We start from the raw sequence: 25,724 nt of genomic DNA on the forward strand, positions 1-25,724 counted from the left end.
CAGGTTGCACCAGAATGGAGCACCGTTTTGGTGCGCTTCGTTAAGGTCTTCTGACAGGGGGATATTTAGCGCAGAATCTGACGAAAAAACAATCTTCCGTTAACGGTTGTGTGAGGTGATTATTACATTTTATTCACTTTTGCGGCCGTCGCGGGCAAAAGTGCGCACCATAAATGTGCAAAACCCCCGCCAGGGGCGAGGGTTATTCGGACAATCCGCAGGGATTATTCGATGTTGGACTCGATGAACCACAGGAACTGATCCAGGTCGCGTGATGCGGCAGTGAAGATATCAGCGGTATCTTCATCTTTGGCTTCGCCAATCGCTTTACGAACATCGTTCGCCACAATCGCATAACGATCCGCCAGCTCTTTCAGGTGATCCTGAACGGTATGGATATCCAGCGGATAGCTTTTCAGTGGCGTTTTGCTGTTGATCACCTGTGTGGTACCCAGTGCCACGCCACCCAGCTGTACGGCGCGTTCGGCCATGGTATCCAGGTGAGTCACCAGTGCTGTGCGGAAGCCATCCAGCATTTCATGAACGGCAATAAAGTTTGCACCGCGCATATTCCAGTGGGCCTGTTTGGTGATCAGCGAAAGATCGATGAACTGGACCACCTGGCGATTCAGCAACTCGATGGTCGCTTTTTTATCGCTATCCGATACATCGTTACGGGTATAAAGCAGATTAGACGCTTTCGTTTTCACCAGTTTAGCGGTACTCATAATCTCATATCCTCTTGATGTTTGTGTCCCAGGTAATTACGGGACTAAGTATAGCACCGGATTTTTTCTCTGCGATTTGGCTCTGCCTATTGGTTTAATAGTGAAAGGAAGGTGGTATTCTCAATCCTTTGAAAAATAAGTGTTTTATTTAAATTGATACAGATCAATCTTAATTCACTTTCCAGGAAGGCGAGCAGGTGAAATATTTTGGCAATATGAGAGAGTTTGTAAGAAATTATTTGAGCTACTGACGTGGCGTATATTCTGCATGGCGGGTTAGCCATGCAGAATTTAAGGCTTAGTTGAGGTCTATTTTTTCCACTTTAGGTTCCGGACGCATGGTCAGGGTGGAGCCCATTGACGCCGCGATAATGGAACAGAGCGCCAGCGTTTGTACCAGGGTCAGGGTTTCACCGAGGAAAATCATTCCTGAGATGGCGGCCAGCGCGGGCTCCATGCTCATGAGCGTACCAAAAATGCGTGTGGGCAGGCGCGTCAGGGCGATCATCTCCAGAGAGTAGGGCAGCGCCGTGGAGAGAATGGCAACCGCCAGCCCAACCGGCAGGATTGACCATTGCCATATTGAGTCTGTCGCTTGTGCCATTCCAATCGGGACAAAGATAACGGCGGCAATCAGCGAGCCTAAGGCGACCGTCGCGGGGCCGTGCTCTTCCCCCGCACGCTGGCCAGTGAGAATATACACCGCCCAGCATGCCCCCGCGCCCAGCGCCAGAGCTGCCCCTGTCAGATCGATTTGTGAAACGCTTTGCCCGAGCGGCAGCAGGAACCATAGCCCCAGCACGGCCAGTACGACCCAGATAAAGTCTACCGGACGACGAGAAGAGAAGAGGGCAACCGCCAGCGGGCCGGTAAATTCAAGCGCGACCGCGATCCCCAGCGGGATCGTCTGAATAGAGAGATAGAACATGTAGTTCATCCCTCCCAGCGCCAGCCCATAAAAAAGCAGTGGCAGTCGCTGCTCCTTTTTAAACCGTAGCCGCCAGGGTTTAAAAACAACCACGAGGATCAGGGTGCCTAATGCGATACGCAGCGCCGTGACGCCGGGCGCACCAACCAGCGGAAACAGCGATTTTGCCAGCGACGCGCCGCTTTGTATGGACATCATCGCGATAAGTATGACTGCCACCGGCATCCAGACCGACGATTTACGAGGTAAACCTGGCATCCTTTCTCCTGTCAATTTATGTCAAATGAGGTAAAAGTCGCAGTGTAATGGAAATAAGCTGCAACGGTTGAGCTACTGTTGAAAAAAATCCAGGGAAAATCCGTAAAATGAGAAAACGTTGATGATTTTATCGCCTGAAAGATTAGGAATAATCTGGATGAACTAAATGGCGATGACGCGCACTATTAGCATTTACAGGTGAAAATCTGGAGTTATTTGAACGAGATAGCTGGTGCTGGAAATGTTCTGTTACAGGAAAGGTCGAATTAGACATCGTGAATGACAAAGAGTTTCACAGAATTTTTTGATATATTTAAAACTTACGGACTTACTTGAAGCACATTTGAGGTGGTTATGAAAAAAATTGCATGTCTTTCAGCACTGGCAGCTGTTCTGGCTGTTTCCGCAGGTACCGCTGTAGCGGCAACTTCTACTGTAACCGGTGGTTACGCTCAGAGCGATATGCAGGGCGTGATGAACAAAACCAACGGTTTCAACCTGAAGTACCGTTACGAGCAAGACAACAACCCGCTGGGTGTGATCGGTTCTTTCACTTACACCGAGAAAGATCGTACTGAAAATGGCTCTTACAATAAAGGTCAGTACTACGGCATCACCGCGGGTCCTGCTTACCGCCTGAATGACTGGGCAAGCATCTACGGTGTTGTAGGTGTTGGCTACGGTAAATTCCAGCAGACCGAAAACCAGGGTCTGAACCGTACTGCAAGCAACAGCGACTATGGTTTCTCCTATGGCGCAGGTATGCAGTTCAACCCAATCGAAAACGTTGCTCTGGACTTCTCCTATGAGCAGAGCCGTATCCGCAACGTTGACGTTGGCACCTGGATCGCGGGCGTAGGTTACCGCTTCTAATCACTTCGGTGAGCCAGTAAAAAATCCGCCCAATGTGGCGGATTTTTTTTGTTTGTACCCTCTCCTCGTGGGAGAGGGCCGGTGAGGGCATCAGCCCGCACGAAACGGCAGAAATTACTTACTCTTAATATCGAAAATATCCGTCCCAAGATGGTTATAGTCGACTTTCTGTAACTTAAAGTTGGTAATGTAAACTGGCGGGCCCTTCTTCCCGGAGATAAACGGGTAATCATTTTTTATCTCTTTCGCCTTAATCCCCGTCCATTGTGAGAAGAATTTCAGGAAATCGTTCGCGGAACGGCGCGCTTTGATGATGCGATGCGTTTTGTCATCACTCGACAGCACCATAAACGGTACCTGGAAGTTTTGCTGGAACTTGTCATCGTGTGCCAGATACTGCACCTGTTTACCGCGCTCCTTAAATGCCAGACCGTGGTCAGAGAAATAGACCATCGAGAAGCTGTCGCCGCTGTTGCGCAGCTGTGCGTACAGCTTGCTGAGCAGATCGTCGGTTTGCGTCATGGTGTAGAGATAACACGAGGTCTCTTTGGATTGCACAAACTCCGCATATTTTCCCCCGGTACGATCGCATGCCTGCGGGTGTGACCCCATCAGGTGCAGGACAATCAGCTGCGGCTGGGTGCGCTGAGTAGCAAAGACCTGCGCCGTCATTTTTAGCAACGCTTCATCTTTTGTGTTTTTATCGGCTTCGAAATCACCGCTTTTCAGGAACTGTACCTCGTCGGCACGCTTCGCGATGCTGGCGATGGCGGTATCATACTCGCCGATCTGTCCCTGGTTAGAGAACCACCATGTCTGAAAACCTGCCCGGTTGGCCAGGGTGACAAAATTATCCTGAAACTGCGGTTTTCCATCCACCACGCGGTTGAGCGTCAGACCGAGTGATTTCTGCGTCGAGCCGCTGGCCGCCACGTAGTCGGTAAACAGCGTACCGTTAACGGCGCTGGCAAACGGCGTGTTATCCCAGTGACCGCCAAACGCGCCGAGCGCATCGCGACGCGCGCTTTCCCCGATCACCACCACGTAAGTGTGATACTTCGGTTTCACCGCCAGCACGTTCCAGGTATCTTTCATGGTGGAAAGCTCGGCCATACGCGCCTGCTCGTCGAGCACTTCCTCGTTATTCACCACCACGTCTTTGACGAAGCGAAACACCGGATACCCGGTATCTTTAAGCTTAAACACGCCGCCCCAGGCCAGATTTTGTACCGGTGCAACAAAAAACGTCACCACGCTAAAGGCCAGGCACAGGCTTTCAATTTTACCCCATGCCTTTTTCCCGACGGGCTTACGACGAACCGCAATCACGCCGAGGGCAAAAATGAAAAGGCCAACCACGTAGTTGTACCAAGGAAAGATCGTCAGGATCTCTGTGGACTCTTCCATATTGGTGGAGTGAAGCGCCAGCAGAGTATTAAAGTTCGGCGCGCCATAGGCCTGGCCAAACGGGAAATAGGCGGCAGCAATCAGAGAACAGATCCCGATAAGCACTTTCTGCACGCGCGGTGCGCTTCGCCAGAGCAGGTGAAGAATACAGGTGAATCCGACGGCATAAAGCAGGCTAAAGGGGTAGCCAAGAGCAAAGTTAATCAACAGCGATTGCAAAAAATAGAATCCCGTCCACGGGCTTAAGGCCCGGCTGCGGGTAACAAGTGTATCAATCAGGGTTACGTTCATAGATCACTATCACGAAAACGCCATGTGCTCACCCTGGCGTCAAGGGTCAAAGCCTGCCGGACAGTGCGTGGAAAGGGAATGAGAGGTCCGCTTCAGCGAGCCGCAAATTGTGCAGGGCTGCAAGAAGATAGTGCGAGCGTGAATTAAGGTCAACAGTTGCTAAACAGATGTTTTGCGAAGGGGGCTGCAAATCCGCAAAAATAATCGGGAACAGGCCAGTTTACAACGTAAGTGTGACGTGAAAATGAAGCGGCGTACCGCGACGCCGCTTAGTGGGAAGAATTGTCGTCCTGCTGCGGTTTGGCGTTAAACATATCGCACAGCATGTTCAACAGCATCAGGCGCACTTTAAAAGGAGAGTGGGTAAACACGTTCATACACCTCTTGAATTCATTCATAAGACCTCCTGATTCATGATCCCTTCGATCCGTGAAGGGTGACTGCATTACATACAGATATAGCACAGGCTATATTGTATAGCTATGGCTAATTCGTTAATTTTTTGTGCTTGTAGAGCTATGGTTTACAATGTGCGCTCCGTTACAGGGCGCTGGAAGCGTCAACCCCATTGAGGAAGCACAATGAACCGTCGCGCAGGTAAGCCAACAACAAAAAAAACGACGCAACTGGTGAACGTTGAAGAGCATGTGGAAGGCTTCCGCCAGGTGCGTGAGGCGCACCGCCGGGAGCTGATTGATGATTATGTCGAACTGATCTCTGATCTGATCCGTGAGGTTGGAGAAGCGCGCCAGGTGGATATGGCCGCACGCCTGGGGGTGTCGCAGCCAACCGTTGCCAAAATGTTAAAACGTCTGGCGTCGGTCGGGCTGATCGAAATGATCCCCTGGCGCGGGGTGTTTCTCACCGCTGAGGGCGAGAAGCTGGCGCAGGAGAGCCGCGAGCGACACCAGATCGTCGAGAATTTTTTACTGGTGCTGGGCGTCAGCCCGGAAATTGCCCGTCGGGATGCCGAAGGTATGGAACACCACGTCAGTGAAGAGACGCTGTTGAAGTTCCGCGAGTTTACGCTCAAATACGGTCCCTCCGCTGAATGAACATCCCCGGCTTGCAGGCCCTGAAACGCGATCGCTTTTTCCATCTTTTACTGATCACTGGCGTTGGGCTCAGCGTCTTTGTGCCCTTCACGCCGCACACCTGGCCGGCGGCCATAGACTGGCGCACCATTATTACTCTGAGCGGTTTGATGATGCTCACCAAAGGCGTGGAGCTGAGCGGCTATTTTGACGTGCTGGGGCGCAAAATGGTGCGCCGCTTCGCCACCGAGCGCAAACTGGCCCTGTTCATGGTCTTTTCGGCGGCGCTGTTGTCGACGTTTCTCACTAATGACGTGGCGCTTTTTATCGTGGTGCCGCTTACGCTCACGCTGCGTAAGCTGTGCGAAATACCGGTTACCCGTCTGATTATCTTTGAAGCGCTGGCCGTCAATGCGGGCTCGCTGCTCACGCCGATCGGTAACCCGCAGAACATTCTGCTGTGGGGACGCTCCGGCCTGTCGTTTACCGCGTTTACCGGGCAGATGGCGCCGCTGGCGCTGGCGATCGTGGCGTCGCTGCTGGCGGTGGGCTGGTTTGCTTTCCCGAATAAATCGTTGCAGTACCACAGCGGTACAACCGGCCCCCAGTGGCAGCCGCGTCTCGTCTGGAGCTGCCTGGGGCTGTATATCGTTTTCCTTATCGCTCTGGAGTTAAACCTGGCGCTGGCGGGCGCGCTGCTGGTGGCGTGCGGCTTCCTGTTCCTCGCCCGGCGGGTGCTGGTGAGCGTTGACTGGACGCTGCTGCTGGTGTTTATGGCGATGTTTATTGACGTCCATCTCCTGATCCAGCTTCCGGTATTGCAGAACGTTCTCCATAGCGTCAGCGGTCTGTCGCAGCCGGGATTATGGCTGACGGCGATTGGTCTCTCGCAGGTGATCAGTAACGTGCCGTCCACCATTTTGCTGCTTAACTATGTTCCCCCAACGGTACTGCTGGCGTGGGCGGTCAACGTCGGCGGCTTTGGGCTGCTGCCCGGCTCGCTGGCTAACCTCATCGCCCTGCGGATGGCCAACGATCGCCGCATCTGGTGGCGCTTCCATTTATGGTCAATCCCGATGCTGCTCTGGTCAGCGGCGGTCGGTTTCGGACTATTCCTTCTCATATAGTGCGCAATTTGTCAGTTTTTCCTGGCAAATGTATAGCAACGTCCTAGCTTTAGTGAACGGCATAGTGTGATGCCGCTCACTGACAGGACCGTTGCTGAACTATGGCAGAAGATCAAAACCCACCTGCTGACGAGCAGGATCAAAACAATAACGAGCGCAAGCGCCCGGGGAAAAAACCGTTAATTATCCTTGGCATCGTGGTCATCGTGATGGTGATTGTGGCGCTGGTCTGGTGGTTTTTAACCCGTAACGAAGAGACCACCGACGACGCCTTCACCGACGGCGACGTAGTGACCATTGCCCCAAAAACGGCAGGCTACGTCACCGAACTTCGCGTGCGGGATAACCAGCGCGTGAAGAAAGGGGATGTGCTGGTGGTGATCGATCCGCGTGATACCACCGCCCAGCGCGATCAGGCCCAGGCCCAGCTTGGGCTGGCGATTGCGCAGTTGCATCAGGCGCAGGCGCAGCTGGCGCTCTCGAAGGTGCAATATCCCGCCCAGCGCGATGAAGCCAAAGCCCAGGTACTGAAAGCCCAGGCGGATATGGCCAACGCGCAGGCGGAGTACCGCCGTCAGCGCGGCGTTGACCCGCGCGCGACCACGCAACAAAGTATCGATGCCGCGAACGCTCAACTGCGGAGTGCCCAGGCGGGTCTGGCCAGCGCGCAGGCGCAGCTGGAAGTGGCGGAGCAGGTTCAGCTGCAAATCCGCCAGCAGGAGACCAACGTCGAAGCCCGCGAACGGCAGGTCGATCAGGCCAGAGCGCAGCTGGAAACCGCCAACCTGAACCTCTCTTATACCGAAGTCCGCGCCCCGTTCGACGGTTTTGTCACCAAACGCAACGTCCAGCCCGGTACGCTGGTGCAGGCAGGTACGGCGCTGTTCTCGCTGGTTTCCCCGAACGTGTGGGTGGTGGCGAACTTCAAGGAGTCGCAGCTTGAGCGCATGAAGCCGGGCGACAAAGTGACCGTGTCCGTCGATGCCTGGCCGGATATGGAGCTGGAAGGCCATATCGACAGCATCCAGCAGGGCAGCGGCTCGCGCTTCTCCGCCTTCCCGTCGGAAAACGCCACCGGTAACTTTGTGAAGATCGTTCAGCGCGTGCCGGTGAAAATCGTCATTGATAAAGGGCTGGATCCGAACAAGCCGCTGCCGCTGGGGCTGTCGGTTGAACCGAAGGTCACCGTGGAATGACGGATCACAGCCACGATAACTGGAAGCCCGCCAGTAACCCGTGGGCGGTGGCGATTGTGGTCACCCTGGCGGTGTTTATGGAAATTCTGGACACCACCATCGTCAACGTGGCGTTGCCCCACGTCGCGGGGTCGCTCTCGGCCAGCTATGACGAATCCACCTGGGTGCTCACCAGCTACCTGGTGGCGAACGGCATCGTGCTGCCGATCTCGGCCTTTCTGAGCCGTCTGTTTGGCCGCAAGCAGTTCTTCCTGATCTGCATTGTGATGTTCACCATCTGCTCGTTCCTGTGCGGCATCGCCACCGAGCTATGGCAAATCATCCTGTTCCGCGTGATGCAGGGCTTCTTTGGCGGCGGGTTGCAGCCCACCCAGCAGTCGGTGCTACTCGACTACTTCAAGCCGGAGGACAGGGGTAAAGCCTTTGGCCTTTCATCCATTGCCATTATCGTCGCGCCAGTACTCGGCCCTACGCTGGGGGGCTGGATCACCGATAACTACTCCTGGCGCTGGGTGTTCTTTATCAATATCCCGGTAGGGATTGTGACGGTGCTGGCTATCTATCAGCTGCTGGAAGATCCGCCGTGGGAGAAAAAGTCGGAAGAGAAGCTCACCGTCGACTGGACGGGGATCGGCCTGATCGCCCTCGGTCTTGGCTGTTTGCAGGTGATGCTCGACCGGGGCGAAGATGATGACTGGTTCTATTCGAACTTTATCCGCACCTTCGCAGTACTGACGCTGGTCGGCATTATCGGCGCGATCTACTGGCTGATGTATGCCAGAAAGCCGGTGGTGGATCTGCACTGTATGAAGGACCGCAACTTTGCGATCTCCAGCCTGCTGATGGCGGGGATGGCGATGATCCTGTACGGCAGTTCGGTGGTTATTCCTCAGCTGGCGCAGCAGGATTTGGGCTATACCGCCACCTGGTCCGGGCTGGTGCTCTCGCCCGGCGCGGTGCTGATTGTGCTGACCATCCCGCTGGTGCTGAAGCTGATGCCGGTGGTGCAGACGCGCTGGATCATCGCCTTCGGCTTTACCTGTCTGGCGGTGTCGTTCTTCTGGTCCCGTACGCTGACGCCGGATATCGATTTCGAAACGCTGGTGCTGTTCCGCAGCGCGCAGTCGATTGGACTGGGGTTCCTGTTTGTGCCGCTGACCACCATCGCCTTTATCTCGATCCCGAGGCGGCTTAACGCCGACGCGGCGGCGCTGTTTACCATGTTCCGCAACGTGGCCGGCTCGATTGGGATTTCGCTCTCGACGGCGGCGATCACCGAGCGCTCGCAGGCGCACAGCGCGCATCTGGCTTACCACGCTTCGCCGTTTAACGAGCAGTTCCAGCTGGCGATTCGCGAAAGCGCCCAGGCGATCCAGAACTTCACCACTCAGGTGGGCGATCCGACCGGCATTGCCACCGGGCGGATGTACCAGACGATGATCGAGCAGTCGCGCTTTCTGGCCTACATCGACGTCTTCACCATTCTGAGCGCGGTGGCCCTATTACTGATTCCGTTTTGTTTGTTGCTCTCGCCGGTTAAGAGCGAGGGGAGTGCAGGAGCACACTGATGATACACAGACGTTTACACCCCCTGATGATAATGATGCTGCTGGTGGGCTGCGCCGTCGGGCCGGACTACCAACAGCCTGCACCGCCCGCCACCACGCACTGGAACGATAAGGGCGACAGCGCGGTGAAATCGCAAACTTCCTCCGCGGCCACTAACCCGCGCTGGTGGACAACCTTCGGCTCGCCGCAGCTCGACAGCCTGATTGAACGCGCCATCGCCGGGAATCTGACGCTACAGCAAACGGTATTACGCATTGCCGGCGCGCGCGAACAGATTAACCAGGCCGGCGGGGCGTTTTTCCCGTCGGTGAATGGCAATGTGCAGGCGACGCGCCAGCAGCTTGGGCTGGAAGGGGAGCTGAAATCCCACGGCGTGTATGACCAGTTGAATAATGTCGATCCTGAACTGCGGGGCGCGTTAGGCCCGCTGACGCAGCCGATAAACCTCTATCAGGGCAGCTTCGACGCCCAGTGGGAAATCGACCTGTGGGGCAAGGTGCGCCGTCAGGTAGAAGCGGCTGAGGCGCAGCAGCGGGCGGCGATCGAGCAGCGTAACGATGCGCTGGTCTCGCTGGAAGCCGAAGTGGCGCGGGCGTGGCTACAGCTGCGTGGGGCGCAGAGCATCATTGCCACGCTTAATACGCAAATTGAAAGCGCACAGCAGACGCTGGATCTGACCGAAAGCCGCCAGCGGGGCGGGCTGTCGCCGCAGATGGACGTGGAAAATGCCCGGGCGCAGCTGGGCAATCTTGAAGCGCAGCTGCCGCAGTATCAGGCGCAGGAACGCCAGGCGATGAACGGACTGGCGATCCTGCTCGGCAAACCGCCGGGCGCGCTGGATGCCGAACTGCAATCCGTGCAGCCGATGCCTGCCCTGCCAGATATTGTGCAGACCGGTATTCCGTCGACGCTGGCCCGCCGTCGCCCGGACGTGCGCGAAGCCGAGGCGAATCTCCATGCCGCCACGGCGCAGATTGGCGTCTCGGTGGCAGAGCTGTTCCCGAGCTTTACACTCTCCGGACAGTTTGGCCTGCGCAACAGTGAATCTAACTGGCTGACCGACTGGAGCAGCCACTTCTACAGCTTTGGCCCGCAGGTTTCCATACCGATTTTCCAGGGCGGTCGGCTGGTCTCCAGCGTCAAGGTGGCGCGCGCGCAGCAGGGGGCGGCAGTGCTGGACTATCGCCAGACGGTACTGACGGCGCTCGGCGACGTTGAAAACGCGCTGGTGAGCTATCGCACCGACCAGCAGCGTGAAGCGGGCCTGGCGAAAACCATCGACGCGCTGCAAAACGCCTTTGATCTCGCCAGCGACAGCTACCGGCAGGGGATCGCCAGCTTTATTGACGTGCTGGACGCCCAGCGTCAGCTCGCTCAGGCCGAACAGCAGCGGGCGCAGGCGCAGGTGCAGAGCGCGCTTGACCTGGTGGCGCTCTACAAAGCCCTCGGCGGCGGCTGGGAGCCGTATCAGCAGGTACGGCTGCCAGACTACAGCGTCTTTGGCGACGCCCCGCGCGGATAGATTCAGAGGATTGGGCAAGAAACGGACAGGAACGCCACATTCGCGATGGCTGGGGGGCGGGTATAACTAACAGACATCCAATCGACATGCGAGGAAAGCGTTATGCGTTATCAAAAACTGGGCAATACCGGACTGTTTGTTTCTGAACTCTGCCTCGGCACCATGACCTTCGGCGGTGAAGGCGGCATGTGGGGCAAAATTGGTCAGCTTCAGCAAAGCGACGCCGAGCAGCTGGTGGGCCGCGCGCTGGACGCCGGGATCAATTTTATCGACACGGCAGATGTCTACTCGGAAGGGCGTTCAGAGGAGATCACCGGGCAGGCGCTGAAGAACCTGAAAATTCCGCGCGAAAACGTGGTCGTTGCCACCAAGGTGTTCGGTGAAACCGGCACAGCGGGGGTGAACTCGCGCGGTAGCTCGCGCTATCACATCATCAGCGGCGTGAAGGAGAGCCTGCGTCGCTTGCAGCTGGATCATATCGATCTCTATCAGCTACACGGTTTCGACCCCGCGACCCCCATCGAGGAGACGCTTTACGCGCTGGATAATCTTGTGCAGCACGGTCACGTACGCTATATCGGCGTCTCGAACTGGGCGGCATGGCAGATTGCCAAAGCGCTCGGCATCTCTGAGCGTCTGGGGCTGGCGCGTTTTGCCTCATTGCAGGCGTACTACACCATCGCCGGGCGCGACCTTGAGCGCGAACTGGTGCCGATGATGCAGAGCGAAGGCGTCGGGTTGATGGTATGGAGCCCGCTGGCGGGTGGTCTGCTGAGCGGAAAATACGATCGCGACGGGCAGAGCGCGGCCGGTAGTCGTCGCCTGGCGTTCGACTTCCCGCCAGTGAATAAAGATCGCGCCTTCGACTGCGTGGACGTGATGCGTACCATCGCCGAAAGTAAAGGCGTTTCCGTGGCGCAAATCGCGCTGGCGTGGCTGCTGCACCAGAAGGCGGTGACCAGCGTCATCATCGGGGCGAAACGGGTCGATCAGTTGGATGACAACATTGCCGCAACCGGCATTCAGCTGAGCGATGATGAGCTGAAACAGCTGGATGCGGTCAGCGCGCTGCCGCGCGAGTATCCTGGCTGGATGCTGGAGCGCCAGGGCGAGTACCGTCGCAATCAGTTAGCGCAACAATAACCTTTCTTTCCCCGGTGGCGCTTGCGCTTACCGGGGCTGCGTTCCCTTGTAATGACATATTAACGTTATGTCACTACACGAAATACCAATGGGCTGTTCTCTTCTTCCGCTGTTTCAGTATGCCAGCTTTACGAACGCACAGGGCGGTACCCGGGAAGAATCACTCCGGGCCAATGCGTGCGTTTCATTAATGCGCGCATCCGTGTATTAAGGATTGCCTTAATCCTCTCCAAATGATACTAATTATCATTCTTATTATAAAAATAATGGCAGTTTAAAATATCTGGCAAGGATGTGAGCTTAACGATCGATCACTTTTACGTTAGGCATGTATTAGGGAATGGGTATGAGAATTATCAAGATCTTCTGGCCGCTCACTGCGCTCCTGGCAGGGTTGAACAGTCAGGTATCACTGGCAAAATCCTCCGATGATAACGACGAGACCCTGGTGGTGGAAGCCACCGCTGAGCAGGTACTCAAACAGCAGCCGGGCGTGTCGATTATTACCAGCGAAGATATTAAAAAGAACCCTCCGGTCAACGATCTCTCCGATATTATTCGCAAAATGCCCGGTGTCAATCTGACCGGCAACAGCGCCTCGGGTACACGTGGTAATAACCGCCAGATCGACATTCGCGGCATGGGGCCGGAGAACACCTTAATTTTAATTGATGGTGTGCCGGTGACGTCGCGCAACGCCGTGCGTTATAGCTGGCGTGGAGAGCGTGATACCCGCGGCGACACCAACTGGGTGCCACCGGAACAGGTTGAGCGTATTGAAGTGATCCGCGGCCCTGCGGCGGCACGCTACGGTTCGGGCGCAGCGGGCGGGGTGGTGAACATCATTACCAAACGCCCTACCAACGACTGGCACGGTTCGCTGTCGTTATACACCAACCAGCCGGAAAGCAGCGACGAAGGCGCTACGCGTCGCGCCAACTTCAGCCTTAGCGGGCCGCTGGCTGGCGATGCGCTGACCATGCGCCTGTACGGAAACCTGAATAAAACCGATGCCGACAGCTGGGATATTAACTCCTCGGCCGGTACGAAAAACGCGGCCGGGCATGAAGGGGTGCGCAACAAAGATATTAACGGCGTTGTCTCGTGGAAATTAAATCCGCAGCAAATTATCGATTTCGAAGCCGGATATAGCCGCCAGGGGAATATCTATGCGGGCGATACGCAAAACAGTTCTTCCAGTGCCGTCACTGAAAGCCTGGCGAAATCCGGCGAAGAGACGAACCGCCTGTACCGGCAGAATTATGGCATTACACATAATGGTATCTGGGACTGGGGTCAAAGCCGTTTTGGTGTCTATTACGAGAAAACCAATAACACCCGCATGAATGAAGGATTATCCGGAGGCGGTGAAGGGCGTATTTCGGCGGATGAAAAGTTCACGACCAATCGCCTGAGCTCCTGGCGAACCAGCGGCGAGCTTAATATTCCGCTGAATGCGCTGGTCGATCAAACGCTGACCGTGGGTGCGGAGTGGAGCCGCGATGAGCTCGACGATCCTTCCTCTACCAGCCTGACCGTGGATGACAGTGATATCGGCGGCATTTCTGGCTCGGCTGCGGATCGCAGCAGTAAAAACCATTCCCAAATCAGTGCGCTGTATATTGAAGATAATATTGAGCCGGTTCCCGGCACGAATATCATTCCCGGCCTGCGCTTTGATTATCTCAACGATTCCGGCGGTAACTTCAGCCCCAGCCTGAACCTCTCGCAGGAATTGGGGGATTACTTCAAAGTCAAAGCGGGGATTGCCCGAACCTTTAAAGCACCAAACCTGTATCAATCCAGCGAAGGTTATCTGCTCTACTCGAAAGGCAACGGTTGTCCAAAAGATATTACATCGGGCGGCTGCTACCTGATCGGTAATAAAGATCTCGATCCGGAAATCAGCATCAATAAAGAAATTGGGCTGGAGTTCGCCTGGGAAGATTACCATGCCAGCGTGACCTACTTCCGCAATGACTACCAGAATAAGATCGTGGCCGGCGATAATGTTATCGGGCAAACCGCTTCCGGCGCATATATTCTCCAGTGGCAGAACGGCGGGAAAGCGCTGGTGGACGGTATCGAAGCCAGCATGGCGTTCCCGCTGGTGAAAGATCGTCTGAACTGGAATACCAATGCCACCTGGATGATCACCTCGGAGCAAAAAGACACCGGTAACCCGCTGTCGATCATCCCGAAATACACCATTAATAACTCGCTTGACTGGACCATCACCCAGGCGTTCTCTGCCAGCGTCAACTGGACGTTATACGGCAGACAAAAACCGCGTACTCATTCGGAAACTCGTAGTGAAGATACTGGCGGTCTGTCAGGTAAAGAGCTGGGCGCTTATTCGCTGGTGGGGACGAACTTCAATTACGATATTAATAAAAATCTGCGTCTTAACGTTGGTGTCAGCAATATCTTAGATAAACAGATCTACCGATCTTCCGAAGGGGCGAATACCTATAACGAGCCTGGCCGGGCTTATTATGCCGGTGTTACCGCGTCATTTTGATCGTAGTGTTACAGGTGTACTGCCCGCGTCAAGGCGGGCAGTGTTTAGCGGCTTAATGAATGACAGCCTGCTGTGTTACCTGCGTTTTCACCACTGATATCTAACAGCGCTCCGCGGAAGGAGGCGTTGAACATCGGCCCGTGTCCCAGGTTTGGGAAATCCCAAAAGGCGGCATTGACGCCTTTATCTTCCAGCGTGGCGAGGGTGGCATGAATTTTCGTCAGCACTCCGGCAGCATGCGTTTCCCGGTTATCGCCCGGCGTCGCCGAACCTTCCATTATCATCAGGCGCCTGGCGCAGTATTGCGACGGCTCAACCGCCGTGATGCGGCTCAGTAGCGCATCATGGCCTCTGCCCAACGACGGGCTGGCGCTGTAATACGTCCGGAAATAAGGGGAAGACAGCCAGGCATCCAGCACGAACAGGCCGCCGTAGGAGTGCCCCCACAGGCCGCGACGCTGCCGATCGATATTCAATCCCTGTTCCACCTTTGGCGCTATACGCGTTTCCAGTAACTGGCGGAAGTCGTTGCTACCCCCACTCTTACGGCTAAAACGCCCGTTGCGGGTATCCGTTTTGCCGCTTTCTGCTGCTGGCGTATAGTCGTAGGCCCTGCCGTTGAGATCGAAGGGGAGGTTGGTCTGATACCCGACAGCCACAATCACCGGCGGTGATTTTTCTGCCAGCTGTTTGAGCAGGTCGTCGTTCAGGCGGTCCATAACTGCGTTGCCGTCGAGCATATATAAAATCGGGTAGCCCGACGCCGGTGCGGCTTTATTTGGCACGGCCGTCCATACCCGATAATGGCGGCTGCCATCGGCGGAGTCGAACGAGTTGACGCTGAAATGGTAAAACGCGGAGCCTTTATCGGCGATATTCGGCCCCAGTGGCTGCATATCCGGCTTTGCGAAAGCGTGCGCACTCCAGATAAGGGTGAGACCAGAAAGAAGAGTGACAAGCGCCTTGCGTGAGCGTGTTGGGCGATACTCGCGGGCATACATCTGATGTTTATTCCTTTTCCGCAGGTGACATTTTCTTTATTCAGGAAGACTGTACAGTTGCCTGAAAGTGTTCGCGGGTCAAGTCAACCCTGGAGTAAACCAAGCCCGTCAATCAGTGCGCCGCGCCACCATGCGTAATCGTGACCCCCGGTATACATTGCGCAATGGCTGTCGACGCCAGCGGTAAGCAACTGCTGATGCAGCCGCTGAACGTGGGGTACCGTCGAACCTTCCAGCGATCCTACGCACAGGCGGATGCGCACGCCCTGCGGCGGGGCAGAAAGCAGATGTTCGCTCACCCATGACGTATCGGTTTCGCTGAACACGTTTGGCCGGCTGGCACCCTCTGGCGTCCACCACATCGAAGGGGAGTGGCTGAGCGCCAGCCCGAACGTTTCCGGTGCGTAACGAGCGGCCATGAGCGCACTGACCCCGCCGAGGCTCTGTCCGGCCAGCACGGTGCGCGAACGGTCTGCCCATCGCCGCTGTGGGTGTTCGGCGCGGATCGTCGGCAACAACTGGCCGGCGATATCCTTTATCAGCTCGCTGCGCCCGCCGAGTATCGCAGTTCGCTCGTGTTCATCGATATTGTCGATGCCAAGTACAGCCACAGGCACGATGCGTCCGTTGTTTATGGCGGCGTCAATTGCCGCGCATACGCCAAGGTGATCGAACCAGGTTTCACCATCGGGCAGTACCACCAGGCCGAGGGGCTGCGAAACATCAACGTCCGGCAGATAGAGCCGAACCCGGCGCGATTCCCCGGCGAGAGTGCGCGCCGAGGTAAGCAATTGTCCGCTGGGTGACCCGCCGCGCCATTCGGACTGGGCGGGGGCTTTATCAAGCGCCAGCACCGACTCCTGTGTGCTTCCCCGAACGTTGATCCCCGGCGTTTTGTTTAGCGGATCGGCGTGCCCGACGAGGGTAGCAAAGCGGCCTCCGGACTGTGCAATCGTCTCGGCCGGGGTGCCGGGGGGGATTTCCACCAGCGAATAGGAGCCGCAGTAGCTTGCGGGTAAACGCAGTGTCAGAGTCCAGATATCCGTCGCGGGAAGGGCGGTCATCATCCCTTTCGCCACGTGCTCTTTATCCGTCACCCGATTCAGACGCAGATAAACGCCCTGTAGAGGGTGCCTGGCGCGCCATAGAAATGTCACATCACGCTCGTCTTTCGCTCCGTCGACTGGCGTCACCAGCGGTACATTTAGCGACTCAGCGTCTCGCCAGAAGTCAGAAAGGTTAGCAATGTGGCCTGCTGCCAGCTGGCTGCGCAGCCTGGCGATAGCAGAGGGATGTTGTTGCATGTTCAGCATTCACTCTCTTTGAATATGAAGGGTGTCAGTATAAATAGCTAAAGCGGCTATTCCGGGAACAGCCGCTTTAGCGCGTGTTTTGTAATGTCTTACGTGCGCAATTACTCTTCCACGATTTCCCCCGTGATGTCGTACTGGCGATGGGGAACAGAGCTGCCGACGCTGTCATGCCACAAGCGGGTGTAGAGGCCGCCGGCCGCTAACAGCTGTTCGTGGGTGCCGTATTCCGCAAGCTGCCCCTTATCGATAACGGCAATCAGATCGCAGCGCTGCGCGGTGGTCAGACGGTGCGCCACAATCAGCGCCAGGTGCTTCCCGGTGTGCGCGACGTCTGTTAACGATGACATCAATTGCTCTTCGGATGTGCGATCCAGGCGTGACGTGGCTTCATCGAGCAGCAGGATGTGAGCATTCGCCAGTTGTGCGCGGGCCAGCGCAATCAGCTGGCGCTGACCTGCGGACAGATCGGCACCGCCGTTATTCACCGGTGTGCGGAATCCCTGCGGCAGATTGCGCACCGTCTCATACAGCCCTGCCCGTTGAGAGGCAATCTCAACGTCGTCATTGGTACTGGATGGCCGTGAATAACGAATGTTTTCCGCGATATCACCACTAAATAACGCCACATCCTGATCGACCAGCCCAATCTGGCGACGGTAATCGGCAAGCGAGGCATCATCAATCATCCGATCGCCAATGCTGATCCTGCCGTGGGTGGGGGAATACAATCCGGCGATCAGCTTAATCAGCGTTGACTTACCCGCACCGCTGCGACCAACGACCGCGACGACCCTTCCCTCAGGGATTGTCAGGGTAAGTTTGTTCAGCGCGGGTTCAGGGCTGTCGGGATAACTGAACGTGACCTCATCAAGATGCAGCGCGCCGGTGGCGGGCGGTGCGGAAGAGGGCTCGATGTTCTCTGTGCCTTCGGTCGCCAGTAGTTCATTGATATGTTTGCCGCTGGCCGTCGCCTGCTGCCAGGCGTCGACAATTCCTGATAACTGCTGCACTGGCCCATAGAATTGCCCCAGCAGCAGGAAGAAAGCCGCCAGCACCCCGGCGGTCATTTCGCCTTCGGCGACCCGCGATGCACCCACCAGAAGAACGGCGGCATAGGAGGCCTCGGTGCAGAAGGTCAGGAACGGGAAATAGACGGCAAGGTATTTTTGCGCACGTACGCGGGTCGCACGGAACCGATCCGATAACGCGCGCAGCCGGGCGGCTTCCTGTTCCTGCTGGCCATGCGATTGCACAACGCGCAAGCCGGAGACTTTCTCCTGCAGGGTGCTGTTGACTTTGCCTATTTCCAGCCGCGCCTGCGCATAAGCAGGGGAGCTGAGGCGGCGATAAATCCAGGTTGCCAGTGCGACCACTGGCACCGCGCTTAATGCCGTCAGCGCCAGGAGCGGGTCGAGCCAGAACATGGCGGCGGCGATGGCGAACATTGTCACCAGGCTGGTGGCTGCACCGGCAAGGCCGTTTTGCAGAAAGCGGGCGAGAGAGTCCACATCTACGGTCATGCGGGTCAGACGCGAATCGACATGCTTTTCATGCCAGGGGAGACCAAGACGCAGCATATGGCCGAAGCTGCGCAAGCGCACCGTATGCTGGACTGACTCTGCCGCTCTGGCGGCGAAGACAGTCTGTAGTGAATAACAGCACCAGCTCACGGCCACCAGGCACAGGGCGAATAGGGCACAGAGGCCGATAGTCGACATATCGCCTGTGGCAACGCCGGAGTCAATGCCGCGCTGCAGCAGTATCAGTACCCCGACGCCTGCCGCCGAATCGAGGGCGATCAGCAGGGCGGCGATGACGAACATCCACGCCACGGGCTTCAGCAGCGACGTAACTTTGCGGCCTTTACCGGCCAGCGCCTGCTGTACTGCATTTTCCGGCACGCGCGTCATACGGGCGACAAAGCCTTTATCCCCCGTCTGCGCCGCATCGTCTTGTGCCGCTGGTACGGTCGGCCACAATCCGTTAGGCCCACTGTGGGAAGGCGCGAGGAAATCGCCGTCGCCGGTCATCAGCGCGCGGAACGCCGGACAGCGCGCTTCAAGTTCTGCCTGGGTTCCGGTGTCCACCACCCGGCCCTTATCCAGCACCACAATCCGGCTGGCTAACTGAAGCGTCGAACGGCGTCGGGCAATCACCAGCAGCATATGCTTTTCGTCAGCATAGCGACTCAGCGCGGTGTTGATCTCCGCTTCAGTACCGGCATCGACCGCCGAGGTGGTGTCATCGAGGATCAACACTTCCGGCGCGGTAATGAGCGCCCGTGCCAGCGCGATTCGCTGCCTCTGTCCGCCGGAAAGATTCGTACCGCGTTCGGTTAATTGGGTATCGAAACCTTTCGGCAGGGCGTTGATAAAATCGCTGGCTCCTGCTGCCCTCGCCGCGAGGCGAATGTCGTCCGCCGTTGCCTGAGGGTGCCCGTAGGCGATATTTTCCGCCACCGTACCGGCAAACAGAAAAGCATCCTCAAACACAACGCCTACCCGACGACGAAGCGCCTCCAGCCTGAGATCGCGGAGGTTCTGTCGGCCTGCGCTGGTGTTGAGCCATATCTCTCCGGCGCTGGGATCGTAAAAACGCGCCAGCAGCATCAGCAGCGTGGATTTCCCGGAACCCGATGCGCCCACTACCGCCACCGTTTCACCGGCGTGCAGGGAAAAGGAGACATCGCTGAGGATGCGTCTGCCGCCACGGTACTCGAAGCTCATATTCTCCAGTTGCAGCCCGATAACCTGACCGTTAACCGCCTCCGTCCCGTCTTCCATCTGCGAACGGGTGTCGATCAGAGCAAACACGCGCTCCACGGACGCCTGGGTGCGCTGGGCGATAACCAGAAACGATGCCAGTACACGGGTTGGCCCGGTCAGCATCGCGAGGAAGCTGGCAAACGCCACGAAGGTGCCGAGATCGATGCGCCCGTGCATAACCGACCAGCCGCCGTAGCACAGCAGGACGATTTGCCCGAGCACCGGTAGCGCCAGCATGGTGGCACCTGGCATCGCCTGCGAGATGGCCGCGCCGATGCGTACCCGCACCATCTGCCGCGACTGGCGATCCAGCCAGCGCGTTTCACGCAGCTCCGCCACGCAGGATTTTACCACTGAGATCTGCGCCAGCACCTCGCGCATATGTTCGGTGAGATTTGCCAGTCGGTCCGAGGCCAGCCCGGTTTGCGCAAAGACCCGGCGACGCGCGCGCAGCGCAGTGATAGCCAGGCATGTCAGTACGCACACGACGATGAGCGTCATGGCGGGTGACATCCACAGCATCACGGCAATGCCGGCAATGTAATAAGTGAACACCGCCAGCGGCACCGGGCACATCTGTAGCAGGGTATGCACCTGCTGCAGATCGCTGTTGGTCCGTGAAATCACCTGCCCGGTGCGCAGTGCGTCCTGGCCTGCGCCGTCAAGTTTTTGAATACTGTCGAATGCCCGTCCTCGCAGGGTGTGCTGCACCCAGAGCGAGAGCTCCCCGGCATAACCGCGGCGCACGTAGTTACCGATGAAATCAAAAAAGGCAATCAGCAATAGCCCGCAGGCCAGCCACGGCAGACGAGTCGGATTGCCCGCCAGCGCGTCGTTCACCGCTTGCCTTGTCAGCAACGGCGTCAGCGCGGCCAGCAGAATGGTCGAGACCGACGCTACCACTACGATGATGCTAAGTTTCTTACGTTCCCAGCACACGCGTGCCAGGCGAACTATCCAGGACCGCGCAGGAGTGGGAGAGTGAGTCGCAGGCATTAAGCCTCCTCCGTCTGTAAACAATAGGATCCAAGTCGGATCGCTGTGCAAAAAAAAGCGCCAGCCCGATCCGGTCCCGCATTGTTACGGGCGTATCTCCTGGATGCGTGCTGGCGTATGATCGTCATGACGGCGTAGTGGCTACCCTTTCTGTACCCTCGCGATCAGGCTTTTCGCCACCTCGCTCGGACAGGGTTGCGCTGCCATTTCCGCCGCTACCTCTTCAGAGGCGTCGCGAAGCGCGCGATTGTCGAGGAAAGCATTGATCATGCTGCTCGACAGGCCGTCGTCGCCGGGGATGATCCCGCAGCCGCGTTCGACAACAGCGCGGGCATTTACCGGGCGATCGGCACCCTGGCCGAAGACGATCTGTGGAATACCGGCGTGCAGCGCCGTCAGGGTATTGCCCGCGCCACCATGATGAATGAAGCCATCTGCGCCGTTCAGGAAGGCTCCCATGGGTATCCAGTCGACCAGGCGAACATTTGAGGGCAGTGAGCGCAGATCCGACCGCGCATTGGCCGAAAGATGCAGGATGATCTCGGCATCGACTTCACTGGCGGAATCCATCACCCAGGCGATCAGGTCAAGGCCGTCGACCATCGGTTTGACGGTACCGAGACTCACCAGCAGACGTTTACGGTCGGGCGTCCTCTCCCACCACGGTTCCCACACCGCGCCGCCGTTGTACGGGACGTACTGCATGGGAATAATGGGTTCTCCGTCGTTTTCAAGAATGCTCATGCTCGGTGGTGTTACGTCGATCCAGGCCATATCGCGCGGTGCGGCCCCAACGCCGTGGCGATGATAGGCGTCCGCGAGCGAACGCGTTACGCCTTTGATATGCCAGGGCGTATGGCCGAAGCCGACGGTTTGCATTACGACCGGTATATCGTATTTGGCGGCAATCAGAGGCCCGATGACGCCGAGCGGCGGGTAGATGATGAGATCGGGCCGCCAGTGTCCGGCAAACTCCACCAGGTGGTCGGCCATCTCTTCGCTGAAGAATGAGAAGTTGCCCATTTTTGTGCCGATGTTGCTTTCTTTTCGCTGTGCCTCGCGGCGGCGATAGTCAGCTTCAGAATCAAAACCGGGTGCGGCGTCAAATACCACCAGCCCTGCTTCTGCCGCTTTTTGGGCGAATTTTCCTCCGCTGGCGATCAGCACTTCATGGCCGTTAACGCGAAACGCCTGTGCCAGAGACAGCACAGGATACAGCAGCCCATAGAGAGGCGGGCCTACAAACAAAATACGCATGAGAAAATCCCTCTCCGCTTGACGAACTAAATCAGGAAGTCGACGCAGTCATATGCCAGCAGCAGGACGTTAATTTTCGTTAAGCCTGCTTTGACAGACGCTGCGTCCTTTTTGAGTTTCATCAGCCTTACGAACGGTCCTGTCGCTGACTATTCCGTGACGTAGGCTGGTGAATCGGGAATTCCTTGTCCCGGCTTCCATTAACGCTTACGCGCCGTTGTCCTTTTGAACAGCCCAGGCGGCGTCGTGATGCCACGCCGCGGTGTTCAGATGCATTTGTTGAGTGTGAGACCGTTCAACAAACCTGGAGAGGCTTGTTTCCTGATACCTCTGTATACCTTGCCAGATAAACCATCAGTGCAAATGCTAATGATAATAATTACTATTATCATATGTGAGTTGCAACTATAATTAAGCACTTAATGCACAATGAATCGATTATGGGAAAAATCGCAGGTGGGGCTCAGCAAAAGGGGACTCTGTGGATTTAGGCACAAAATCCCACGCTTGCGGCGGTTTACAGGCGGACCTGGTGATTCTGTGTAATTGATGGCGGGGGTCTACGATGACGCTACTTCACCAAATAGCGCGGGTTTACCTCCCGTAAATACTGGCGATGTTACTATGATGCCTGATTCACTGCTGTTTATCGTTATGGAAAACCTGCGTAATGTTAACAAAATTCCCTCCCCGACGCGTAATGACCTGTGCTGCGGCTCTGCTAATTATTTTTAGCATCGCCTTGTTCTTCTTCCTGAGAAGCCCCGAGGTTCCTGAGTATGTTACCGCTCCAGTACGCATCGGCGATATTGAAAACGCCGTACTTGCTACCGGTCGAATTGATGCGATTGAGCGGGTCAACGTTGGGGCACAGGTTTCTGGCCAGGTTAAGTCGCTGAAGGTGAAGTTAGGCGATCGTGTCACTAAAGGGCAGCTCATCGCTGAAATTGATGACGTGCCGCAGCGGAATGATTTACGCAACGCAGAAGCTGCTCTCAACGTGGTAAAAGCGGACCTTCAGGCTAAGCAGGCGCAGTTGAAGCAAGCCTCATTGCGTTTTAAGCGCCAGCGCCAGATGTTAAATGAGGATGCCAGCTCGAGAGAAGATTTCGAAACGGCTGAAACCACGCTGGCCAGTACCCGCGCTGAGCTATCGGCACTGAACGCCAAACTCGTCCAGGCGCAAATTGATGTCGACAAGAAAAAGGTCGATTTGGGTTATACAAAAGTTGTTGCTCCCATGGACGGCATTGTTATTGCCGTTGTCACCCAACAGGGCCAAACGGTTAACTCCAGCCAAAGTGCGCCGACCATTATCAAACTCGCACGTCTGGACGTGATGACAATTAAAGCCCAGATCTCTGAGGCGGATATCACGCGAATTTCACCGGGACAGAAAGCCAGATTCACCATTTTCTCTGAGCCGGATAAGCATTATGACGCCACGTTACGTACCGTTGAACTGGCACCTGAGTCGGTTATGAAAGATGATAGCCTTGCCAGCAGTAGCTCAGCCTCAGGGTCAGGCACGTCAAATGCTTCGGTGTACTACAACGCGCTGCTGGATGTCCCCAATCCAGAAAATCGACTGCGAATTGCCATGACAGCACAGGTGACCTTGCTGGCTGGAGAAGCTAAAAATACGTTACTGGTGCCGATTCAGGCTGTGCACAAGGTGAGTGGCAACAAACAGCAGGTGCAGATATTGACCAGTGATAACCGGCTGGAAACCCGTGAGGTCAAAACCGGCATTACTAACAGTGTGGATATCCAGATCCTGGACGGTGTAAAAGTCGGGGAACATGTTGTGTTATCGCAGCCGGGTGAAAAAGCGCCCGGGGAAGGGTTTGTATCTTGAGTAATATCATAGAACTCAAGGGCATCAGCCGCACCTACAGGAACGGTGGACAGGAGCTCACCGTGCTTAAAGGGATTGATTTGACTATCGCTGCTGGGGAGATGGTCGCGATCATCGGCGCCTCCGGTTCCGGTAAGTCAACCCTGATGAATATTATGGGCTGTCTCGATGTCCCTGATTGTGGCGATTACTTTATCAGCGGTCAAAATGCCGCCCAGCTTTCACCTGACGATCTGGCAAGGATCCGCCGTGAGCACATCGGTTTTATCTTCCAGCGTTATCATTTAATGCCCGACCTGAGCGCGTTAAGTAACGTTGAAATTCCGGCGATTTATGCCAATAGTGAGCGCGAAAAGCGCCGTCTGCGCGCGGCGACATTGCTTGGAAGACTCGGGCTGGAAGGTCGTGAACATCATAAACCGGGAGAGCTTTCAGGCGGCCAGCAGCAGCGTGTGAGTATTGCCCGCTCGCTGATTAACGGCGGTGAAATCATTCTGGCGGATGAACCCACCGGCGCGCTGGATACGCAGTCCGGTCAGGAGGTACTGTCAATACTCAGTGAACTGAATCAGCGTGGCCATACCGTGGTTATGGTGACACATGATATGAAGGTAGCGCAGCATGCTAACCGTATTATTGAGCTGCGTGACGGTGAAATTATTTCTGATACCGGCAGTCGTGTTACCTCCGGGGTTGCCCTTAAACGACCTGACAGCGTTCAGCAAAGCTGGTGGCAAAGTATTGTTGACCGTACCCGTGAATCCCTGCACATGGCGTTAAAAGCGATGAATGCGCATCGCCTGCGCACGACGTTAACCATGACGGGCATTATTTTTGGTATCGCCGCGGTTGTTACGGTGGTGGCACTGGGAGAAGGCGCGAAACAGCGAACCCTTGATAATATCAAGGAGCTTGGAACCAACGTGGTGAGCATCTACCCGGGAAGGGATTTCTTTGACGACAGCACTGAAGCCATTCGTACACTGGTCCCGGCAGACGCCGAAGCATTAGCAAAGCAGGGGTTTGTTGACAGCGTCAGCCCCGAAGTTAACGCTTCCGACAACATTCGCTTTCTGGGTAAATCCGCTACCGCCACGATCAATGGCGTTGGGCGCGATCATTTTCGCGTAAACGGTATTGAACTGTTGCAGGGATCAACTTTCCAGGACGATCGAAATGCCTCGCAGGAAGTCATCATTGATGAAAACGCCCGCAAGGCGTTATTTGACGATGCGGGACTCAAGGCACTTGGGCAAATCGTTTTTCTGGGTTCCGTGCCTGCACGGGTTGTCGGCATCGCCAAAGGGAACAGCCGAAGCTATGCGCCTAATCGCATTAACGTCTGGATGCCTTACAGCACGGTGATGTATCGAATGACAGGAAAACCGGTGTTGACCAGCATCAGCGTAAGGCTTAAGGATGATGTTGCCAACGAGGCAGCGGTCAGCGCTATTTCTCAGCTTCTCACTCAACGCCACGGCGTGAAAGACTTCCAGCTTTATAATTTCGAGCAGATTCGACAATCAATCGAACGGACCTCAATGACCTTTAGCATCCTGATTCTGATGGTGGCCTGCATCTCGCTGATGATCGGCAGCATTGGGGTGATGAATATCATGCTGGTGTCGGTCACGGAACGGACCCATGAGATTGGCGTACGAATGGCGGTCGGTGCGCGTCAGGGCGATATCATGCAGCAGTTTATGATTGAGGCTGTGCTGGTATGTCTAATAGGAGGAGTGTTAGGTATTGCACTGTCGTATGCCGCCGGAGCGCTGTTCACCGCGCTGGCAGGGGGCATTTTCACCGCCATTTATTCGTGGCAGGCCGCTGCTGCCGCATTCTTCTGCTCAACTTTAATCGGCATGATCTTTGGTTATCTCCCTGCCCGCAAGGCAGCAAGGATGGATCCGGTCGTTTCACTGGCCAGCGAGTAA

General features: G+C 56.2%; 18 protein-coding genes. 10 read left to right on the forward strand and 8 right to left on the reverse strand.

Annotated elements, in window-relative coordinates:
* Window positions 1-224: 224 nt before the first annotated feature.
* Together dps and rhtA are read right to left on the reverse strand one after the other, a co-directional pair.
* On the reverse strand, window positions 225-728 hold the full coding sequence (gene dps / locus INF61_RS02665; RefSeq protein ID WP_000100801.1) for a DNA starvation/stationary phase protection protein Dps: 504 nt from the start codon (window positions 726-728) through the stop codon (window positions 225-227).
* A 298-nt stretch (window positions 729-1,026) separates the two neighbouring features.
* Window positions 1,027-1,914: a threonine/homoserine exporter RhtA gene (rhtA, locus tag INF61_RS02670; RefSeq protein ID WP_017384917.1), complete on the reverse strand. Its 888-nt coding sequence runs from the start codon at window positions 1,912-1,914 to the stop codon at window positions 1,027-1,029.
* A 354-nt stretch (window positions 1,915-2,268) separates the two neighbouring features.
* On the opposite strand from rhtA, the gene ompX reads away from it, so the two are divergent.
* Window positions 2,269-2,787, forward strand: coding sequence for an outer membrane protein OmpX (gene ompX, locus INF61_RS02675; protein ID WP_003858450.1), 519 nt, complete (start codon window positions 2,269-2,271; stop codon window positions 2,785-2,787).
* Window positions 2,788-2,901: 114 nt separating this feature from the next.
* Here ompX and INF61_RS02680 read toward each other — a convergent pair whose 3' ends face one another.
* On the reverse strand, window positions 2,902-4,485 hold the full coding sequence (locus tag INF61_RS02680; protein WP_017384916.1) for a phosphoethanolamine transferase: 1,584 nt from the start codon (window positions 4,483-4,485) through the stop codon (window positions 2,902-2,904).
* Between the two features lie 269 nt (window positions 4,486-4,754).
* Window positions 4,755-4,883 (reverse strand): manganase accumulation protein MntS, encoded by a 129-nt coding sequence (gene mntS / locus INF61_RS02685; protein WP_017384915.1) that lies wholly within the window; start codon window positions 4,881-4,883, stop codon window positions 4,755-4,757.
* A gap of 183 nt (window positions 4,884-5,066) precedes the next feature.
* On the opposite strand from mntS, the gene mntR reads away from it, so the two are divergent.
* The 7 genes from mntR to iroN all read left to right on the forward strand — a co-directional run bounded on the left by mntR (window position 5,067) and on the right by iroN (window position 14,597).
* Entirely contained in the window at window positions 5,067-5,540 is a 474-nt protein-coding gene (gene mntR / locus INF61_RS02690) for a manganese-binding transcriptional regulator MntR (protein WP_015571059.1), read from the forward strand.
* Window positions 5,537-6,646 carry an SLC13 family permease gene (locus tag INF61_RS02695; RefSeq protein WP_047740613.1) on the forward strand — a complete coding sequence of 370 codons (1,110 nt, stop codon included), beginning with the start codon at window positions 5,537-5,539 and terminating at the stop codon, window positions 6,644-6,646. Before mntR ends, INF61_RS02695 begins: the two co-directional genes overlap by 4 nt.
* A 101-nt stretch (window positions 6,647-6,747) precedes the next feature.
* Window positions 6,748-7,842, forward strand: a complete 1,095-nt coding sequence (locus INF61_RS02700; RefSeq protein WP_032653048.1) for an HlyD family secretion protein — start codon at window positions 6,748-6,750, stop codon at window positions 7,840-7,842.
* Complete coding sequence (locus tag INF61_RS02705; protein ID WP_015571056.1) at window positions 7,839-9,410, forward strand: DHA2 family efflux MFS transporter permease subunit; 1,572 nt, start codon at window positions 7,839-7,841, stop codon at window positions 9,408-9,410. The genes INF61_RS02700 and INF61_RS02705 overlap by 4 nt, the downstream gene beginning before the upstream one ends.
* On the forward strand, window positions 9,410-10,933 hold the full coding sequence (locus tag INF61_RS02710) for an efflux transporter outer membrane subunit (RefSeq protein WP_017693763.1): 1,524 nt from the start codon (window positions 9,410-9,412) through the stop codon (window positions 10,931-10,933). The genes INF61_RS02705 and INF61_RS02710 overlap by 1 nt, the downstream gene beginning before the upstream one ends.
* Window positions 10,934-11,035: 102 nt before the next feature.
* Entirely contained in the window at window positions 11,036-12,076 is a 1,041-nt protein-coding gene (locus INF61_RS02715) for an aldo/keto reductase (RefSeq protein WP_015571054.1), read from the forward strand.
* A gap of 346 nt (window positions 12,077-12,422) precedes the next feature.
* Complete coding sequence (iroN, locus tag INF61_RS02720) at window positions 12,423-14,597, forward strand: siderophore salmochelin receptor IroN (RefSeq protein ID WP_023296162.1); 2,175 nt, start codon at window positions 12,423-12,425, stop codon at window positions 14,595-14,597.
* A gap of 44 nt (window positions 14,598-14,641) precedes the next feature.
* Here iroN and INF61_RS02725 read toward each other — a convergent pair whose 3' ends face one another.
* The 4 genes from INF61_RS02725 to iroB form a co-directional block, all read right to left on the reverse strand.
* Complete coding sequence (locus INF61_RS02725; RefSeq protein ID WP_047740609.1) at window positions 14,642-15,598, reverse strand: alpha/beta hydrolase; 957 nt, start codon at window positions 15,596-15,598, stop codon at window positions 14,642-14,644.
* A gap of 83 nt (window positions 15,599-15,681) precedes the next feature.
* Window positions 15,682-16,911, reverse strand: a complete 1,230-nt coding sequence (locus INF61_RS02730) for an esterase family protein (protein WP_045615134.1) — start codon at window positions 16,909-16,911, stop codon at window positions 15,682-15,684.
* 101 nt (window positions 16,912-17,012) lie between these two features.
* On the reverse strand, window positions 17,013-20,672 hold the full coding sequence (gene iroC, locus INF61_RS02735) for a salmochelin/enterobactin export ABC transporter IroC (RefSeq protein WP_193547502.1): 3,660 nt from the start codon (window positions 20,670-20,672) through the stop codon (window positions 17,013-17,015).
* A gap of 141 nt (window positions 20,673-20,813) precedes the next feature.
* A complete protein-coding gene (iroB, locus tag INF61_RS02740) occupies window positions 20,814-21,929 on the reverse strand; it encodes a salmochelin biosynthesis C-glycosyltransferase IroB (RefSeq protein ID WP_017384908.1) in 1,116 nt (371 codons plus the stop codon).
* Between the two features lie 670 nt (window positions 21,930-22,599).
* On the opposite strand from iroB, the gene INF61_RS02745 reads away from it, so the two are divergent.
* Window positions 22,600-23,787 (forward strand): efflux RND transporter periplasmic adaptor subunit, encoded by a 1,188-nt coding sequence (locus INF61_RS02745; RefSeq protein WP_023303343.1) that lies wholly within the window; start codon window positions 22,600-22,602, stop codon window positions 23,785-23,787.
* Window positions 23,784-25,724 (forward strand): MacB family efflux pump subunit, encoded by a 1,941-nt coding sequence (locus INF61_RS02750; protein WP_023303344.1) that lies wholly within the window; start codon window positions 23,784-23,786, stop codon window positions 25,722-25,724. The genes INF61_RS02745 and INF61_RS02750 overlap by 4 nt, the downstream gene beginning before the upstream one ends.

Origin of the sequence: Enterobacter cloacae complex sp. P18RS, assembly GCF_014982105.1 — a bacterium.
GTDB classification, from domain to species: domain Bacteria; phylum Pseudomonadota; class Gammaproteobacteria; order Enterobacterales; family Enterobacteriaceae; genus Enterobacter; species Enterobacter hormaechei_C.

What these genes read in the sequence shown, in the direction of transcription:
- dps (WP_000100801.1), bottom strand. Translation starts at nt 728, where the DNA reads ATGAGTACCGCTAAACTGGTGAAAACGAAAGCGTCTAATCTGCTTTAT.
- rhtA (WP_017384917.1), bottom strand. Translation starts at nt 1,914, where the DNA reads ATGCCAGGTTTACCTCGTAAATCGTCGGTCTGGATGCCGGTGGCAGTC.
- ompX (WP_003858450.1), top strand. Translation starts at nt 2,269, where the DNA reads ATGAAAAAAATTGCATGTCTTTCAGCACTGGCAGCTGTTCTGGCTGTT.
- INF61_RS02680 (WP_017384916.1), bottom strand. Translation starts at nt 4,485, where the DNA reads ATGAACGTAACCCTGATTGATACACTTGTTACCCGCAGCCGGGCCTTA.
- mntS (WP_017384915.1), bottom strand. Translation starts at nt 4,883, where the DNA reads ATGAATGAATTCAAGAGGTGTATGAACGTGTTTACCCACTCTCCTTTT.
- mntR (WP_015571059.1), top strand. Translation starts at nt 5,067, where the DNA reads ATGAACCGTCGCGCAGGTAAGCCAACAACAAAAAAAACGACGCAACTG.
- INF61_RS02695 (WP_047740613.1), top strand. Translation starts at nt 5,537, where the DNA reads ATGAACATCCCCGGCTTGCAGGCCCTGAAACGCGATCGCTTTTTCCAT.
- INF61_RS02700 (WP_032653048.1), top strand. Translation starts at nt 6,748, where the DNA reads ATGGCAGAAGATCAAAACCCACCTGCTGACGAGCAGGATCAAAACAAT.
- INF61_RS02705 (WP_015571056.1), top strand. Translation starts at nt 7,839, where the DNA reads ATGACGGATCACAGCCACGATAACTGGAAGCCCGCCAGTAACCCGTGG.
- INF61_RS02710 (WP_017693763.1), top strand. Translation starts at nt 9,410, where the DNA reads ATGATACACAGACGTTTACACCCCCTGATGATAATGATGCTGCTGGTG.
- INF61_RS02715 (WP_015571054.1), top strand. Translation starts at nt 11,036, where the DNA reads ATGCGTTATCAAAAACTGGGCAATACCGGACTGTTTGTTTCTGAACTC.
- iroN (WP_023296162.1), top strand. Translation starts at nt 12,423, where the DNA reads ATGAGAATTATCAAGATCTTCTGGCCGCTCACTGCGCTCCTGGCAGGG.
- INF61_RS02725 (WP_047740609.1), bottom strand. Translation starts at nt 15,598, where the DNA reads ATGTATGCCCGCGAGTATCGCCCAACACGCTCACGCAAGGCGCTTGTC.
- INF61_RS02730 (WP_045615134.1), bottom strand. Translation starts at nt 16,911, where the DNA reads ATGCTGAACATGCAACAACATCCCTCTGCTATCGCCAGGCTGCGCAGC.
- iroC (WP_193547502.1), bottom strand. Translation starts at nt 20,672, where the DNA reads ATGCCTGCGACTCACTCTCCCACTCCTGCGCGGTCCTGGATAGTTCGC.
- iroB (WP_017384908.1), bottom strand. Translation starts at nt 21,929, where the DNA reads ATGCGTATTTTGTTTGTAGGCCCGCCTCTCTATGGGCTGCTGTATCCT.
- INF61_RS02745 (WP_023303343.1), top strand. Translation starts at nt 22,600, where the DNA reads ATGTTAACAAAATTCCCTCCCCGACGCGTAATGACCTGTGCTGCGGCT.